The organism is Nocardia sp. NPDC051911 (assembly GCF_040681035.1).
GTDB classification, from domain to species: Bacteria; Actinomycetota; Actinomycetes; order Mycobacteriales; family Mycobacteriaceae; genus Nocardia; species Nocardia sichangensis.
This window is the reverse complement of sequence record NZ_JBFAXY010000018.1, coordinates 1-15,330: the sequence shown is the minus strand read 5'-3', so window position 1 is coordinate 15,330 and position 15,330 is coordinate 1. Positions and strand designations below refer to the sequence as shown.

Annotated in this window: 15 protein-coding genes; 12 read left to right on the top strand and 3 right to left on the bottom strand. The window is 69.4% G+C overall.

The genetic code is table 11. From position 1 onward, the window contains the following. The first annotated feature begins 223 nt into the window (after positions 1-223). The 3 genes from glgP (at position 224) to AB0L97_RS22080 (ending at position 4,965) form a co-directional block, all read left to right on the top strand. Positions 224-2,797, top strand: a complete 2,574-nt coding sequence (gene glgP, locus AB0L97_RS22090) for an alpha-glucan family phosphorylase (protein WP_355075576.1) — start codon at positions 224-226, stop codon at positions 2,795-2,797. Positions 2,798-2,905: 108 nt separating this feature from the next. Then, complete coding sequence (locus AB0L97_RS22085) at positions 2,906-4,267, top strand: NCS2 family permease (RefSeq protein ID WP_356966878.1); 1,362 nt, start codon at positions 2,906-2,908, stop codon at positions 4,265-4,267. Positions 4,268-4,431: 164 nt separating this feature from the next. After that, a complete protein-coding gene (locus tag AB0L97_RS22080; RefSeq protein WP_364432430.1) occupies positions 4,432-4,965 on the top strand; it encodes a DoxX family protein in 534 nt (177 codons plus the stop codon). A gap of 79 nt (positions 4,966-5,044) precedes the next feature. Here the strand turns inward: AB0L97_RS22080 and AB0L97_RS22075 are convergent, their stop codons facing one another. Together AB0L97_RS22075 and AB0L97_RS22070 are read right to left on the bottom strand one after the other, a co-directional pair. Next, positions 5,045-7,093, bottom strand: coding sequence for an ATP-dependent DNA helicase (locus tag AB0L97_RS22075; protein ID WP_355075581.1), 2,049 nt, complete (start codon positions 7,091-7,093; stop codon positions 5,045-5,047). A gap of 57 nt (positions 7,094-7,150) precedes the next feature. Continuing rightward, positions 7,151-7,717, bottom strand: a complete 567-nt coding sequence (locus AB0L97_RS22070) for an isochorismatase family protein (RefSeq protein ID WP_364432426.1) — start codon at positions 7,715-7,717, stop codon at positions 7,151-7,153. 183 nt (positions 7,718-7,900) lie between these two features. On the opposite strand from AB0L97_RS22070, the gene AB0L97_RS22065 reads away from it, so the two are divergent. Continuing rightward, entirely contained in the window at positions 7,901-8,092 is a 192-nt protein-coding gene (locus tag AB0L97_RS22065; RefSeq protein ID WP_355075585.1) for a hypothetical protein, read from the top strand. A 2-nt stretch (positions 8,093-8,094) separates the two neighbouring features. Here AB0L97_RS22065 and AB0L97_RS22060 read toward each other — a convergent pair whose 3' ends face one another. Next, positions 8,095-9,405, bottom strand: a complete 1,311-nt coding sequence (locus AB0L97_RS22060; RefSeq protein WP_364432422.1) for a nicotinate phosphoribosyltransferase — start codon at positions 9,403-9,405, stop codon at positions 8,095-8,097. Between the two features lie 123 nt (positions 9,406-9,528). On the opposite strand from AB0L97_RS22060, the gene clpS reads away from it, so the two are divergent. From clpS to AB0L97_RS22020, 8 genes are all read left to right on the top strand, one after another. Continuing rightward, a complete protein-coding gene (gene clpS, locus AB0L97_RS22055) occupies positions 9,529-9,879 on the top strand; it encodes an ATP-dependent Clp protease adapter ClpS (RefSeq protein WP_039796380.1) in 351 nt (116 codons plus the stop codon). 22 nt (positions 9,880-9,901) lie between these two features. Then, complete coding sequence (locus AB0L97_RS22050; RefSeq protein ID WP_355075589.1) at positions 9,902-10,471, top strand: DUF2017 domain-containing protein; 570 nt, start codon at positions 9,902-9,904, stop codon at positions 10,469-10,471. Positions 10,472-10,535: 64 nt separating this feature from the next. After that, positions 10,536-11,597, top strand: coding sequence for a P1 family peptidase (locus AB0L97_RS22045; RefSeq protein ID WP_355075971.1), 1,062 nt, complete (start codon positions 10,536-10,538; stop codon positions 11,595-11,597). Positions 11,598-11,708: 111 nt separating this feature from the next. Next, entirely contained in the window at positions 11,709-12,128 is a 420-nt protein-coding gene (locus AB0L97_RS22040) for a M67 family metallopeptidase (RefSeq protein WP_355075591.1), read from the top strand. Positions 12,129-12,161: 33 nt separating this feature from the next. Then, complete coding sequence (locus tag AB0L97_RS22035; protein ID WP_355075593.1) at positions 12,162-12,434, top strand: MoaD/ThiS family protein; 273 nt, start codon at positions 12,162-12,164, stop codon at positions 12,432-12,434. 8 nt (positions 12,435-12,442) lie between these two features. Beyond that, the gene (locus AB0L97_RS22030; RefSeq protein WP_355075595.1) at positions 12,443-13,405 is read left to right on the top strand and encodes a cysteine synthase; all 963 of its coding nucleotides are present in this window, start codon (positions 12,443-12,445) and stop codon (positions 13,403-13,405) included. A gap of 65 nt (positions 13,406-13,470) precedes the next feature. Continuing rightward, a complete protein-coding gene (locus tag AB0L97_RS22025) occupies positions 13,471-14,187 on the top strand; it encodes a rhomboid family intramembrane serine protease (RefSeq protein ID WP_355075597.1) in 717 nt (238 codons plus the stop codon). A gap of 69 nt (positions 14,188-14,256) precedes the next feature. Further along, positions 14,257-15,021 carry a cyclic nucleotide-degrading phosphodiesterase gene (locus AB0L97_RS22020; RefSeq protein ID WP_364432414.1) on the top strand — a complete coding sequence of 255 codons (765 nt, stop codon included), beginning with the start codon at positions 14,257-14,259 and terminating at the stop codon, positions 15,019-15,021. Positions 15,022-15,330 lie beyond the last annotated feature (309 nt).

Here is a 15,330-nt window from a genome sequence, read left to right as displayed (position 1 = left end):
GCCGGTTGGTCCGCACAGCTTGTGGGTTTGCCCCGCGTTCCGGAGTTCACAAGCGAGCGCGGGTCTCGATCGGGTAGCGGGCACGGGGGTGCCGGTGTGCGGCGTGTGGCCGTTCCGTGACGATGAAGAGCGTTATGCTGCCGGGAAACACGCTGGTCGGAAGGTTGTTCCTGGCCGTGGTCGGGCAGGGCGCCTCCCGCGGTCGGCGTGTAGGTTCTACCCAATGAAGGCATTGCGTCGTTTCACCGTCCGTGCCCATCTGCCCGAGCGCCTGGCCGCCCTGGGGGAGCTCGCCACGAATCTGCGCTGGTCGTGGCATCCGCCGACGCAGGACCTGTTCGCCGCGCTCGATCCCCAGCGGTGGCAGGAGATGGGGCACGACCCGGTCCGGATGCTGGGCGAGGTGCCCGCGGCGCGGCTGGACGAGCTTGCCGCCGACCCCGGCTACGTCGCGCGTGTGGACTCCGCGGCGGCGGACCTGCGCGAGTACTTGGCCGCGCCGGGGTGGTTCCAGCGCCGGGCGGGCGAGGAAGGGGTGCGGGGCATCGCCTACTTCTCGATGGAGTTCGGCGTCACCGAGGTGTTGCCGAATTATTCGGGCGGCCTTGGCATTTTGGCCGGAGACCACCTGAAGGCCGCCTCCGACCTCGGCCTGCCGCTGATCGGCGTGGGATTGCTGTACCGCTCGGGCTACTTCCGGCAGTCGCTGACGACGGACGGCTGGCAAGCCGAGCACTATCCGGCGCTGGATCCGCAGGGCTTGCCGCTGCGGGCGCTCACCTCCGGCGGTTCGCCCGTGCTCATCCACGTCGCGATGCCCGACCGCAGGGTGCTGCGTGCTCGGGTGTGGATCGCGCAGGTCGGCCGGGTTCCGCTGCTGCTGCTCGACTCCGACATCGCCGAGAACGACCCGGAGTTGCGTGCGGTGACCGACCGGCTCTATGGAGGTGACCAGGAGCATCGCATCCGTCAGGAGATTCTCGCTGGCATCGGCGGTGTGCGGGCGGTGCGCGCGTACACCGCGTCCGCCGGACTGCCCGATCCCGATGTGTTCCACATGAACGAGGGCCACGCGGGTTTCCTCGGCGTGGAGCGGATCCGCGAATTCGTCGCGGCCGGGCAGGATTTCGATTCCGCGCTCGCCGCCGTTCGGGCGGGCACGGTGTTCACCACGCATACTCCGGTCCCGGCGGGCATCGACCGGTTCCCCATGCCGATGGTGCGGCGTTATTTCGGCGGCGCGCACGGGGAATCCGAATCCGCTCTGCTGCCGGGGCTTTCGGTGGACCGGATCGTGGCTCTCGGCCGGGAGGCCGATCCGTCGGTCTTCAACATGGCGCACATGGGCTTGCGCCTGGCGCAGCGCGCCAACGGCGTGTCGAAGCTGCACGGCGAGGTGAGCCGGTCCATGTTCGCCTCGCTGTGGCCGGGCTTCGACCCGGCCGAGGTGCCGATCGGTTCGGTCACCAACGGTGTGCACGCCACCACCTGGGCCGCGCGCGAGTGGGTGGACAAGGCGCGCGAACACATCGGCGCGGAGCTGGTCGAGGAGGGGCGCGGCTGGGAACGGCTGCGCGACGTCGATCTCACCGAGTTGTGGTCGACCCGCAACACCCTGCGCGGCATCCTCGTCGAGGAGGTGCGCCGCAGGCTGCGCGTGTCCTGGTTGCAGCGTGGCGCCGCGGAGGCCGAACTCGGCTGGGTGAACGGCGTTTTCGACCCCGATGTGCTGACCGTCGGGTTCGCCCGGCGAGTGCCGACCTACAAGCGCCTCACCCTGATGCTGCGCGATCCGCAGCGGCTGCGCGCCCTGCTGCTGGATCCGCGGCGGCCGATGCAACTGGTCGTCGCGGGTAAGAGTCATCCGGCCGACGACGGCGGCAAGGCGCTGATCCAGCAGGTGGTCCGCTTCGCCGACGATCCCGAGGTGCGGCACCGGATCGTCTTCCTTCCCGACTACGACATATCAATGGCTCGCTACCTGTACTGGGGCTGCGACGTCTGGCTGAACAATCCGCTGCGCCCGCTCGAGGCCTGCGGCACCTCCGGCATGAAATCCGCGCTGAACGGCGGGCTCAATCTCTCCATCCGCGACGGCTGGTGGGACGAGATGTACGACGGCGAGAACGGGTGGGCCATTCCGACCGCGGAGGGCGTCCGGGACGAGCACCGCCGCGACGATCTGGAGGCCGCCGCGCTCTACGACTTGTTCGAGCGTGCGGTGGCGCCGCGTTTCTACGAGCGCGACGCGTCCGGGATGCCGGTGCGCTGGGTCGAGATGGTTCGCCACACGTTGCAGACCTTGGGGCCGAAGGTGCTGGCTTCCCGGATGGTCCGCGACTACGCGGTGGAGTACTACGCTCCCGCCGCCGCGGCGTCGCAGCGGGCGACGGCCGACGATTTCGCGGTGGCGCGCGCCATCGCCGAGTACCGCCACCGGGTCGAGTCGGCGTGGCCCTCGGTCAAGGTGATCCAGGTGGACAGTGCGGGGCTGCCGGACACGCCGGTGATCGGGGCGCGGCTGTCGCTCACCGCGCGGGTCGAGCTCGGTGGCTTGAGCGTGCCGGACGTGGTGGTGCAGGCGGTGCTCGGCCGGGTCTCGTCGACCGACGATCTCTCCGACACCACGACGATCCCGATGACGCACGTCGGGTCCGACGCGGGCGCCGAGCTGTTCACCGTGGACACGCCGCTGCCGCTGTCCGGCGCGGTCGGGTACACCGTGCGGGTGCTGCCGCACAACGATCTGCTGGCCTCCGACGCCGAATTCGGACTGGTCTCCGCTCCGAGCGCTTGACCCCGGTGGCGCCGGTCACGGTGGCGCCGCCGTGGGTGTCGCGGGCAGTGAACCGTCGGCTACCGTGCCCTTGGCCCGCCCCGAATCGTTCCTGTACTGGAGTCACCCATGGTCACCGACGTTCTGCACCGGACCCGAGGACGCCTCGACGGATACTTCGGGGTTCGCTCGACCGGCTCGACCGTGAAGCGCGAACTCATGGCGGGGACGGTCACGTTCCTCGCCATGTCGTACGTCCTCGCGGTCAACCCCGCCGTGCTCGGCGATCAGGGCGCGCTGGGTGACAAAGGCATCCCGATGCAGGCGGTGTTCACCGCGACCGCTGTCGCCGCGGTATTCGGCACGCTGGTCATGGGGCTGTGGGCGCGATATCCGATCGCGCTCGCGCCGGGCATGGGACTCAACGCCTTCTTCGCCTACACGGTGGTGCTCGGCATGGGGATTCCCTGGCAGGTCGCGCTGTCGGGCACGTTCCTGTCCGGCGCCATCTTCTTCGTCCTGGCGGTGACGCGGATTCGCGAACGCATCCTCAACGCGATCCCGATGCAATTGAAGCTCGCCGTGGGCGCCGGCATCGGACTGTTCGTCGCCTTCCTCGGCTTGAAGAACGCCGGGATCGTGGTGAACAGCGAGGCGACGCTGGTCACCCTGGGCGACTTCACCAAGGGCACCACCTTGCTCGCGCTGTTCGGGTTGCTGGTGACCGTGGTGTTCCTCGTGCGCGGCTGGCACGGCGCCGTGCTCTACGGCATCGTCCTGACCACCCTCGTCGGCATCGTCAGCGGCTTGGTCGCGCTCCCCAAGGGCTTGTTCGCCGCGCCGCATGGGCTCGAGCAGACCTTCGGTCAGGCGATCGTCCATCTGCCCGACGCGTTCACCGGTCAGATGGTCGTGGTGGTGCTGACCATGCTGTTCGTCGACTTCTTCGACGCATCCGGCACGCTGATCGGCGTCGCGAACCAGGCCGGGCTGCTGGACGCGAACGGTAAGTTGCCGCGCGCGGCGAGCGCGCTGGCGGCGGACTCGGTGGGCACCATGGCGGGTGCGGTCATCGGCACCTCGACCACCACCGCCTACGTGGAATCGACCGCGGGCGTCTCGGCGGGCGGACGGACCGGGCTGACCGCCCTCACCACGGCGGGCTGGTTCTTCGTGGCCATGTTCTGTTTTCCGATCTTCGCGGTCGTCGCGGGCTCCAGCGAGGTGACCGCGCCCGCGCTCATTGTGGTCGGCATCCTGATGGCCCGATCGCTGGGGCAGATCGACTGGAACCGCCTGGAGTACTCGGTGCCCGCGTTCATCACCATTGTGATGATGCCGCTGACGTACTCGATCGCCAACGGCCTGGCCATGGGGATGCTGCTGTACCCGGTGGTCATGGCGGCCAAGGGCCGCGTCAAGGATGTGCATCCGGCGATGTGGGCACTGATGCTGGTGTTCCTCGGCTACTTCTTTTTCCTCGCGGAATGACTTTCCGCTCGCCCGAGCGCTGAACCATCCTTCCCGCCCGACCGTGGAATAGACCGAGAGGTTGGGTAGTTGCCCCCGTTCGTGCGATAATCGGACCGCAGTCCGCTTTCTTCGCCGAAGTAACGATCATGTCCGGGAACGACAGCGCAGGGATGAGGACCACCATGACGATCAAATCCGTACTCGACAGAACCGGAACCGATTCCGAGCTGGACCGAATCGCCCCCGACATCGGCCTGCTGGTCGTGCGAGTCGCTTTCGGCGGCCTGCTCGCGGCGCACGGCGCGCAGAAGCTGTTCGGCTGGTGGGGCGGGCCCGGTCTGCAAGCCAACGCCGACGGCTTCGAGAAGATGGGCTACAACCCGGGCAAGGTATTCGGGACGCTGGCGGGGCTGAGCGAATTAACCGGCGGCCTCCTCTTGCTGCTCGGTCTGCTGACGCCGCTGGCCGGGGCGATCGTGCTGGGCACGATGATCAACGCGATCAACGCCACCTGGGCCGGTGGCCTGCTGGGCGGTTACGAGATGGGTCTGCTGTTCGCGGTGGTCGGCGCGGCGCTGCCCTTCACCGGGCCGGGTAAGTTCTCGTTGGACGCCGGGCGTCCGTGGGAGCGACACGGATTCGTGTGGGGTGTGGGAGCGCTGATCCTCGCCGTCGCCGCGGGCGTGCTCACGCTGATCCTGAAGTGGGTGCTCTGAGCCTGCGGCGCAGACGGATTCGCGGCGCTCGCGTTGCCGGCCACGCTGTTCGAGGTGGCGTGGTGGCCGTGCGCCGTTGTCACACCTTCGCCGCGGCGGCCAGCCTGCTCAGTGCTTTGACCACGACCTCAGGGTCGGCCGTCTCCCAGTACGGCGGTAGCGACGCGCGCAGGTATCCGCCATAGCGAGCGGTCGCGAGGCGGGAATCCAGGATGGCCACCACACCGCGATCGTCGACGCTGCGCAGCAGGCGGCCGGTGCCCTGCGCGAGCAGCAGAGCCGCGTGGTTGGCGGCCACGGTCATGAAGCCGTTGCCGCCACGCATCTCCACGGCGCGTTGCCTAGCCGCCAGCAGCGGATCGTCCGGGCGGGGAAAAGGGATGCGGTCGAGGATCACCAGACTCAGCGACGGTCCAGGCACGTCGACGCCCTGCCACAGCGACAGCGTGCCGAACAGGGAGGTCTCCGGGTCGTCGGCGAACTTGCGGACCAACGCGCCTGTCGCGTCCTCGCCCTGGCACAGCACCGGTGTGTGCAACCGTTCGCGGAGTGCGTCGGTGGCCGCGCGGGCGGCGCGCATCGAGGAGAACAAGCCGAGGGTGCGTCCGCCCGCGGCCGTGATCAGTCGCTCGATCTCGTCCAGGTAGGCAGGTGCGAGCCCGTCGCGGCCCGGCGCGGGCAGGTGTTTGGCGACGTAGAGGATGCCGGACTTGGCATGGTCGAACGGTGACCCGACATCGAGCGAACTCCAGCGCACGCTGTCGGCGTCCGACGGCGCCTGCGCCCCGTTCGCGGTGGCCGGGTCGGTGCGATTGCCCGACTGCGCGGGCAGGCCCCAGGTGACCGCGAGGCCGTCGAACGAGCCGCCGATCTGCAACGTGGCGGAGGTGAGCACGACGGTCGCGGCGCCGAAGAGTCTGCTGCGCAGCAGCCCGCCCACCGACAGCGGCGCCATCCGCAGCGACCGGCGCACGACGCCCCGGATCTCGTCGGCGGCCAGCCAGATGACGTCGCGGCGGGCGGCGGGATCGGGCTCGTCGAACGCCGTCAGCGCGCGGACCGCGCTGTCGTGCACCTCGTCGAGCGCGGCCAAGGCCATGGTGCGGGCGGCGGAACTCTCCGGGTCGCCCTGCGCTGTGGTGCTGCCAGGGGGCGCGAGCGCGGTGCGCGCGTTCCACGCGCCGTCGCGGACCAGGGCCAGTACCGGGGCCACGCCGTCGGGCAGGGTGTCCCACCGGGCGGCGGGCAGCTCGTCCAGCACGGTGTGCCAGGCCTCTGCGGCGCCCTCCAGGCGGTCGACCTCCTGCTCGTCGATGAGCTTGGCGCAACGCCGGGCTGCCGCGCTGATCGCGGCGGAGGTCAGTTCGGCGGTGGCCACGCCGGTGACCCGGTCGACCAGCTCATGCGCCTCATCGATGACCACGACGTCGTGTTCGGGGAGCACCTGGATGCCGCTGATCGCGTCGATGGCCAGCAGCGCGTGGTTGGTCACCACCACGTCGGCCTGCGCCGACTCGGTTCTGGCGCGTTCGGCGAAGCAATCCTGGCCGAAGGAGCAACGCGACTTGCCCAGGCATTCCCGCGATGACACGCTCACCTGCCGCCAGGCCCGATCGCTCACGCCGGGAGCGAGTTCGTCGCGGTCGCCGGTGTCGGTGTCGGAGGCCCATTCGTTGAGCCGTTGCACTTCGCGACCGAGGCGCGAGATCGCGAACGCGTCGAACAACTCCGCTTCGGCGGGCTCGTCCGGTACGGCGCTGTTGATCTTGTTCAAGCACAGATAGTTGTTGCGGCCCTTGAGGATGGCGAACTTCGGCGTGCGTCCCAACGGGCCGCTGAGCGCCTCGGCCAAGCGCGGAAGGTCACGGTCGACCAGCTGACGTTGCAGCGCGATCGTGGCCGTGGAGACCACCACCGTGCGGCCGGTGCGCACGGCGTGGCGCAGGCTCGGCACCAGATACGCCAGCGACTTGCCGGTGCCCGTGCCCGCCTGCACGGCGAGATGCTCCTTGGTATCGATCGCGTGGTCCACCGCCGCGGCCATCGTCACCTGCCCGGCGCGCTCCTTGCCGCCCAGCGCGTGTACGGCGGTAGCCAGAAGATCGGATACGGGGGGCAGTTCGGGCACGCCAGCAGCCTACTCGGCGCCTCCGACAGGGCAGGGCGGTCGCGGAGACCGGACGGTCTATCGGGTGATGCCGCCTTCCAGGTCGACGCCGGCCCCGCGCATGCGGTCCAGCGCGAGGGCGACCGTTTCGGGTGCGACTCCCGCGGTGAGATCGAGCAGGACGCGGGTGTCGAAACCCTCGATGCGCGCGTCCAGCGCGGTGGCGCGCACGCAGTGATCGGTCGCGATGCCCACCACGTCGACGGCGTCGACGCCGCGGTCGTGCAGCCAGTCGGCCAGCCCGGTGCCGTCCTCGGTCGTGCCCTCGAACCCGGAGTAGGCCGCCGAGTACGCGCCCTTGGAGAAGACCGCATCGATGGGTTCGGTGGTCAGGGCGGGGTGGAAGTCGGCGCCCGGCGTGCCGACCCGGCAGTGCGGCGGCCAGCTGTCGATGTAGTCGGGCGCGTCGGAGAAATGCGCACCGGGATCGATGTGATGATCGCGGGTGGCCACGATCGCGCCGTAGTTCGCCGCCGCGAGGTGCTCACTGATCCGGGCCGCCACGGCGGCGCCGCCCGCGACCGCGAGCGAACCGCCCTCGCAGAAATCGTTCTGGACGTCGACGATGATCAGTGCCCGGGTCATGGCGACCTCCCGCGATGTGGCTGAACAACTGTTTCAGATTCTGCCGCTCGGTCGGACGCTCGTTCAGCCGACTCGCGGGAAATTCACATGCGCGCGATGTAAACGCGGCCTGCGCCCACGGTGATTACCGGGTGCCCCTTTCGTCGGCGGCCGGATGCGCCGCCTTCCAGCACGGAGACCCTCATGAGCCCTGCCAAACTGTTCCGCAGCGTAATCGTCGCCACCACCGTGTTCCTGGCGGTCTTCTTCCTGCTCGGCTCCCGCCCCGCGGAGCCGTCGGCATGGGTGTGGTTCGGGATCACCGGAGTGGTGTTCGCGCTGCTCTTCGCCGCCGGGCTGCGGCTGGTGACCCGCGTCGACGAGCGCAGGCGCTGACCTCAGACGAAGGTGGTCACCACGGCGGGTTCACCCGCCGACAGCTTGAGGCCCTCCCACGGCAGGCTGATCAGTCCGCGCGCGACCAGGTCGCGGCTCTCGGCGAGGGTGGGCAGGTCATCGACCTGCTTGCCCTCCCGGATCAAGGGGACCAGCAGCTCATGGGATCGGAAGCCGTTGCGGGGCGGCATCGGCCCCGCCGCCGGATAGACGATCTCCTCGACGATCGTGCCGGTGTCGCGGGCCAAGCGGAGCGCCTTCTTCGTACCGCCACGAGACTGCTTGTGGCTGCTGCGTTTGGCGACCGGCACCCCTTCGACTTCGACCAGCTTGTAGACCATCCCGGCCGTCGGCGCGCCGGAGCCGGTGACCAGGGCCGTTCCGACACCGTAGACGTCGACCGGTTCGGCGCGCAGCGCGGCGATGGCGTACTCGTCGAGATCGCCGGAGACCACGATGCGGGTCTTGGTGGCCCCGAGCGCGTCGAGCTGGTCGCGCACCTGCCTGGCCAGGACACCGAGATCGCCGGAGTCGATCCGCACGCCGCCCAGCTCTGTTCCCGCGACCTCGATGGCCGTCGCGACGCCCCTGGTGATGTCGAAGGTGTCCACCAGCAGCGTCGTCCCGACTCCCAGCGTCTGCACCTGGCTGCGGAACGCTTCGGCCTCGTGCGCCCCGTCGGGGCCGCTGTGCAGCAGGACGAACGCGTGCGCGCTGGTGCCCGCCCCCGGGATCCCGTAGCGGCGTACCGCCTCCAAGTTCGAGGTGGCGTCGAAACCGGCGAGATACGCGGCGCGCGCGCAGTCCGCCGCGGCCAGCTCGTGGGTGCGCCGGGAGCCCATCTCGATCATCCGGCGGCCGCCCGCGGCGCTGACCATCCGTGCCGCGGCGGCCGCGATCGCGCTGTCGTGATTGAGAATCGAGAGAACCAGCGTCTCCAGCACGACGCATTCGGCGAAGCTGCCGCGCACCGAGAGGATCGGGGAGCCGGGGAAGTACAGCTCGCCCTCTGGGTAGCCGTCGATGTCGCCGGTGAACCGGTAGTCACGCAGCCAGTCCAACGTCCGCCGATCCGAGAACGAGGCGGCGACGGACAGTTCCGCATCGCCGAACCGGAACTGCCGCAGCGCGTCGAGCACCCGGCCGGTACCCCCGACCACGCCGTAGCGGCGACCGTTTGGCAAACGTCTAGCGAACACCTCGAAGGTGCACTGCCGATGCGCCGAACCATCGGCGAGCGCCGCGGCGAGCATGGTCAGTTCGTACTGGTCGGTCAGCAGTGCCGTGCTGGTCACGCCGTCACGCAGGTCCACGCTGTCACTGTAGACAGAACGGTCGGCTCACGCCGTCCGGCATCGGCCCGGTGAACCGGCGAAAACCCGAATCGGGGCTGCGTGGGTGTTGTTTATCCGGTGTCGAGTCGTACCCTTGACCCTATGGCCTTGTGCAACACAGTCCGGGGTGACGTCGTTGTGGACGCCGCGAACGCGACATTGTCGGCGGCACAGGCGACACCCGAAGCGGTGGAGTACACCGAGATCCTGGAGGCGGAGGACCGCCCGTGGGTGACCGTGGTCTGGGACGATCCGGTCAATCTCATGCACTACGTCACGTATATCTTTCAGAAGCTTTTCGGCTACAGCAAAGCGAAGGCGACCGAGCTGATGCTCAAGGTCCACAACGAGGGCAAGGCGGTGGTCTCGTCCGGTTCCCGCGACAAGATGGAACACGATGTCCAGCGGCTGCACGCCGCCGGACTTTGGGCCACCATGCAGCGGGACGACTGACCAGCGCGACTACCCTGACGCCGTGCGCAAGTGGAGCAGGAAGAACTCGCTGAGCGGTCTCAAACTGCGATCCGAAATGGACGCACGTGAGGCCAACGTGCTTCGGTCCCTGGTCGGTGCGGTCTCCGGACTGCTCACCGAGCGCGCCGGGTCGGCGCCCGACGACGACTTGGCCGCCCTCACCGGACTGCGATCCGGCAACACCGTCCCGCCGGAGGATCCGCGGCTGCGCAGACTGCTGCCGGACTTCCACCGCAACGAGCCCGGCTCGCCGGACGCCGAACGCGCCGACCTCAACAGCGCGCTGCGCGGTCTGCACGAGCCCGACATCATCGACGCCAAGCTGGCGGCGGGCTCGGTCGTGCTGGACACCGTGCCGAGCGCGGGCGGCAAGATCGTCATCACCCCCGAGCAGGCCGACGCGTGGTTGACCGCGCTCACCGACGTGCGGCTGGCGCTGGGCACGGTGCTGAACATCGATGCCGACACGCCCGACCATCTCGATCCCGACGATCCGCGCGCCCCGCACCTGGACGTGTACCACTGGCTGACCTGGATGCAGGACTCGCTGCTCCAGGCGCTGGCTCCCTGACCGGCCGCGCTGCGATGATCGGCGCGAACAGACCAGCAGTCCCGCGCCGTGAGGAGTACCGATGGTGAATGCCGAACCGGGTGAACGCAACTCGCTCACCGATGTGCCCGGAGTACTGGTCGGTCATCATCACGTCCTCGATCCGGACGCCACGCTCGGTTCCGGATCGGCGACGGGATGCACGGTGGTGCGCGTGCCGGGCGGCGCGGTGGCGGCGGTCGACGTGCGCGGCGGCGGGCCTGGTACCCGTGAGACCGATCTGCTCGATCCGATGAACACCGTCCGGCAGATCGACGCGATCCTGCTCACCGGCGGCAGCGCCTTCGGGCTCGCCGCGGCCGACGGCGTGATGCGGTGGCTGGAGGAGAACGGCGCGGGCATCGTGATGGACCCGGCGGACCCGAGCCGGGTGGTGCCCATCGTCCCCGGCGCGGTGATCTTCGATCTTCCGGTCGGCGCGTGGGATATCCGTCCGACCGCCGAGTTCGGCTACCGGGCCGCCGCGGCGGCGGACGTCGACTTCGCTCGCGGTTCGGTCGGTGCGGGCGTCGGCGCGCGCGCCGGTTCGATCAAAGGGGGGATCGGCACGGCGAGCATCGTGCTGGGTGATGGCGTGGCCGCGGGAATCACCGTCGCGGCGCTGGTCGTGGCGAATCCGGTCGGCTCGGTGTTCGATCCCCGCACGGGGTTGCCGTGGGGGTGCGGCACCGATGGGCCCGGCTTCTTCGGTCTGCGGCAGGCGACCCCGGAGCAACTGGCGGCGGCGAACGCGCTGCCGGTGAAGGGCACCGTGCTCAACACCACGATCGGCGTCGTGGCCACGGACGCTCCGCTCGATCCGGCCGGATGCAAGCGCGTCGCGGCCACCGCGCACGACGGGCTGGCCAGGGCGATCCGTCCCGCGCACTCGCCCCTGGACGGGGACACCCTCTTCGCGCTCGCCACCGGAACGGCGGAGGAGGGCGGCGACTTGCCGTTGCCGCCCGCCTTCCCCGCCGATCTGCTTGTCCTGGACCAGATCTGCACCGCCGCCGCCGTCTGCGTCGAACGCGCCATCGTCGACGCGATCCGCTCGGCGCACCCAGTGGCGGGCATCCCGGCCTACAACGACCTGTTCGGTGTTTGAACAGGCGATGCCGGGAACCGGGGGACCGGGCGACGTCGCCGGGGGAATAGCCGAATATCCTGGCTCGTTGTCGACTGCGATGGGTCGGCGTTGTGGAAAGGTGTGCGACTCGTGCTGGTGATCAGGGCCGACCTCGTGGAGGCGATGGTGGCGCACGCGCGCGCCGATCACCCCGATGAGGCCTGCGGTGTCATCGCGGGGCCGGAGGGTTCGGATCGTCCGGAGCGCTTCATCGCCATGGTCAACGCCGAGCGTTCGCCCACGTTCTACCGCTTCGACTCCGGCGAGCAGTTGAAGGTGTGGCGCGCGATGGACGACGCCGACGAGGCGCCGGTCGTCATCTACCACTCGCACACCGCCACCGAGGCCTATCCGAGCCGGACCGACGTGTCGTACGCCTCCGAGCCGTTCGCGCACTACGTGCTGATCTCAACCCGCGATCCCGAGCGGCACGAGCTGCGCAGCTACCGGATCGTCGACGGCGAGGTCACCGAGGAACCGGTGCGGATCGTCGACGCGTACGAGAACTAGACCGATGCCTGTTCGCGAAACCGAGGAGTACCCATGCCGGTAACCGTCTCCATTCCGACCATCATGCGCGGCCTCACCGGAGGTGAGAAGCGCGTGCAGGCCGAGGGCGCCACGCTGTCGGCGCTGATCGACGACCTGGAGGCCAACCACCCCGGGCTCGCCGAGCGCCTGCTGAAAGACGGCAAGCTGAACCGCTACGTCAATATCTACGTCGACGACGAAGATGTGCGCTTCGCGGGCGGGCTGGCCGCCGAAGTGCCCGAGGACGCCAGCGTCACGATCCTGCCCGCCGTGGCCGGAGGCTGACCCGTCCCGTGGCGCGTTACGAATCGCTGATCGCGACTCTCGGCAATACCCCGCTGGTCGGGCTGCGCACCCTGTCCCCGCGATGGGACGGTGACGATCACGTGCGGCTGTGGGCCAAGCTGGAGGATCGCAACCCCACCGGCTCGATCAAGGACCGGCCCGCCCTGCGGATGATCGAGCAGGCCGAGGCCGACGGGCTGCTGCGGCCCGGTTGCACGATTCTCGAACCCACCAGCGGCAACACGGGCATCTCGCTGGCCATGGCGGCGAAGCTCAAGGGATACCAGCTGGTCTGCGTGATGCCCGAGAACACCTCGGTGGAGCGGCGGCAGTTGCTCACCATGTTCGGGGCCAGGATCATCGATTCCCCGGCCGCGGGCGGCTCCAATCAGGCCGTCGCGCTGGCGAAGAAGATCGCCGCGGAGAACCCCGATTGGGTGATGCTCTACCAGTACGGCAATCCGGCGAACACGGCGGCGCACTACGAGACGACCGGCCCGGAAATTCTGGCCGACCTGCCCGAGATCACCCATTTCGTCGCGGGTCTCGGCACCACGGGCACGCTGATGGGGACCGGCCGCTTCCTGCGGGAGAAGGTGCCCGGCATCGAGATCGTGGCCGCCGAACCGCGTTACGGCGAACTGGTCTACGGCCTGCGCAACATCGACGAGGGATTCATCCCCGAGTTGTACGACGAGAGCGTGCTGACCACCCGTTTTTCGGTCGGCCCATACGACGCGGTGAAACGCACCCGCGAACTGGTGCTGGAAGAGGGCATCTTCGCCGGGATCTCCACCGGCGCCATCCTGCACGCCGCGCTCGGCGTCGCCCGCAAGGCGGTCAAGGCGGGCACGCGCGCCGACATCGCGTTCGTGGTCGCCGACGGCGGATGGAAATACCTGTCGACCGGGGCATACGACGGCACGCTCGAAGAGGCGGAAGAGCGGCTCGACGGCCAGCTCTGGGCCTGATTCCCGACCGCGCCGGTACCCTCGGTGAGGCGGGGCCACGTCCCCGCCACGGCGAGGAGGTGGCCATGACCGGCGCGGGACTCGGGCCGTCGTTCGACCCTGATCGGCCGGCTGCGCTTCGTGCGCAATTGGGCAAGCCCGCCGGTGTGCCCACAGCGCCCGCCACCGCGGGCTTCGCCGCGATCAAGCAACTGTGGCTGCGGGCCGGCGTGCTGATCGCCGGATTCGTGGGGGTGCTGTACGGCGTCGAAGGGGTCGACACCGCCGTCGGTGGTCGGCTCGACCACGCGGGCATCGAGCCGCGCCGCGCCGACGGGCTGACCGGCATCCTGTTCGCCCCGTTGTTGCACGGCGGCTGGCCACATCTGATCGGCAACACGCTCCCGGTGCTGGTGCTCGGCTTCCTGGTCCTGGTGACGGGCATCGGCCGCGGGCTGGCCGCGACCGCGATCATCTGGCTGGGGGCCGGGCTCGGCGTCTGGCTCACCGGGGCGACGGGGAGTACGCATATCGGCGCGTCGTCGCTGGTGTTCGGCTGGCTGACCTTCCTCATCTCCCGTGGCTGGTTCGCGCGCAACGTCGGGCAGATCGTGCTCGGTCTCGTGGTGCTGGCCCTCTACGGGTCGCTGCTGTGGGGCGTTCTGCCGGGACAGCCCGGAATCTCTTGGCAGGGGCATCTATTCGGCGCGTTGAGTGGATTGCTGGCCGGCTGGGTACTCTCTGGAGATGCACGACGAAACCGCCGCGGGGACCGAGCCGGAATCGGCGCGTCGCCGCGGTGACCGGGCGGCCCGCCGGAGATGTGGGGGGATCCTTTCTTGAGTGAGAATTCCGCGTGGCAGCATGGGGGAATGCGCCTTACCGTCCTCGGGTGCTCGGGCAGTGTGTCCGGCCCGGACTCTCCCGCGTCGGGTTACCTGCTGACCGGCCCGGACATGCGGCCGACGGTGATCGATTTCGGTCCGGGAGTGCTGGGCGCGTTGCAGCGCCACGCCGATCCCGGTGAGGTCGACATCTTCCTGACCCATCTGCATGCCGACCACTGCCTGGACCTGCCCGGTTTGCTGGTATGGCGCCGCTACCACCCGACGCCCCCGGAGGGCAAGGCGATCGTGCGCGGCCCGTCGGACACCTCGTTGCGCATCGGCAACGCCTCCGCCGAGGTCGGCGGCGAATGCGACGACTGGTCCGATGTGATCGACATGCGGCGCTGGGTCGAAGGCGAGTCCATCTCCTTCGGGCCGGGTCACACCGTCACCGCGCGCCGGATGTACCACCCCCCGGAGTCCTACGGTCTGCGGATCGTCACCGCCGCCGGACGCACTTTCGTCTACACCGGCGACACGGCACTGTGCCCGCAGGTCCACGAACTCGCGCAGGGCGCCGACATCCTGATGGCGGAAGCCTCCTGGACCCACGACCCGGCGAATCGCCCTCCCGGCATTCACCTTTCGGGCACCGAGGCCGGCCGGATCGCCGCCCGGGCAGGCGTAAAAGAACTGCTGCTCACCCACATCCCCCCGTGGACTTCCCGCGAGGACGTGATCGCCGAGGCGAAAGCAGAGTTCACCGGCCCCGTGCATGCGGTGGCTCCGGGCGAAACCTTCGATCTCTGACCGAATCCCGGGTAACGCCGGGCATGACGCGAACTTCACGAGCGGAACCGCGTCACCGGCCTTGTGCACCCCGCGCGGCAGCACGCCGGTCTGCTTTTGATATCGACGTGCCCAGCGCGCCGCGACCACGTCTTTCGAGCCAGCTCACTGCACACCGCGTGCACCGGGTGGCGAGTTGCGATACCGACGCGCCCAGCGCACCGTAACCCCGTCTTTCGAGCGAAGCGAGACCGAGCATGCGCCGTTCGCGGCCCGGCTCGCGTTTGCGCGGCCGCCGCTTGCTCCTTCGTAGCGTACGCGGCGGCCGCG

Excerpts from the sequence above, each read along its gene's own strand:
- AB0L97_RS22035 (WP_355075593.1), top strand. The coding sequence starts at position 12,162 with ATGCCGGTAACCGTCTCCATTCCGACCATCATGCGCGGCCTCACCGGA.
- glgP (WP_355075576.1), top strand. The coding sequence starts at position 224 with ATGAAGGCATTGCGTCGTTTCACCGTCCGTGCCCATCTGCCCGAGCGC.
- AB0L97_RS22080 (WP_364432430.1), top strand. The coding sequence starts at position 4,432 with ATGACGATCAAATCCGTACTCGACAGAACCGGAACCGATTCCGAGCTG.
- AB0L97_RS22025 (WP_355075597.1), top strand. The coding sequence starts at position 13,471 with ATGACCGGCGCGGGACTCGGGCCGTCGTTCGACCCTGATCGGCCGGCT.
- AB0L97_RS22085 (WP_356966878.1), top strand. The coding sequence starts at position 2,906 with ATGGTCACCGACGTTCTGCACCGGACCCGAGGACGCCTCGACGGATAC.
- AB0L97_RS22065 (WP_355075585.1), top strand. The coding sequence starts at position 7,901 with ATGAGCCCTGCCAAACTGTTCCGCAGCGTAATCGTCGCCACCACCGTG.
- clpS (WP_039796380.1), top strand. The coding sequence starts at position 9,529 with ATGGCCTTGTGCAACACAGTCCGGGGTGACGTCGTTGTGGACGCCGCG.
- AB0L97_RS22020 (WP_364432414.1), top strand. The coding sequence starts at position 14,257 with ATGCGCCTTACCGTCCTCGGGTGCTCGGGCAGTGTGTCCGGCCCGGAC.
- AB0L97_RS22070 (WP_364432426.1), bottom strand. The coding sequence starts at position 7,717 with ATGACCCGGGCACTGATCATCGTCGACGTCCAGAACGATTTCTGCGAG.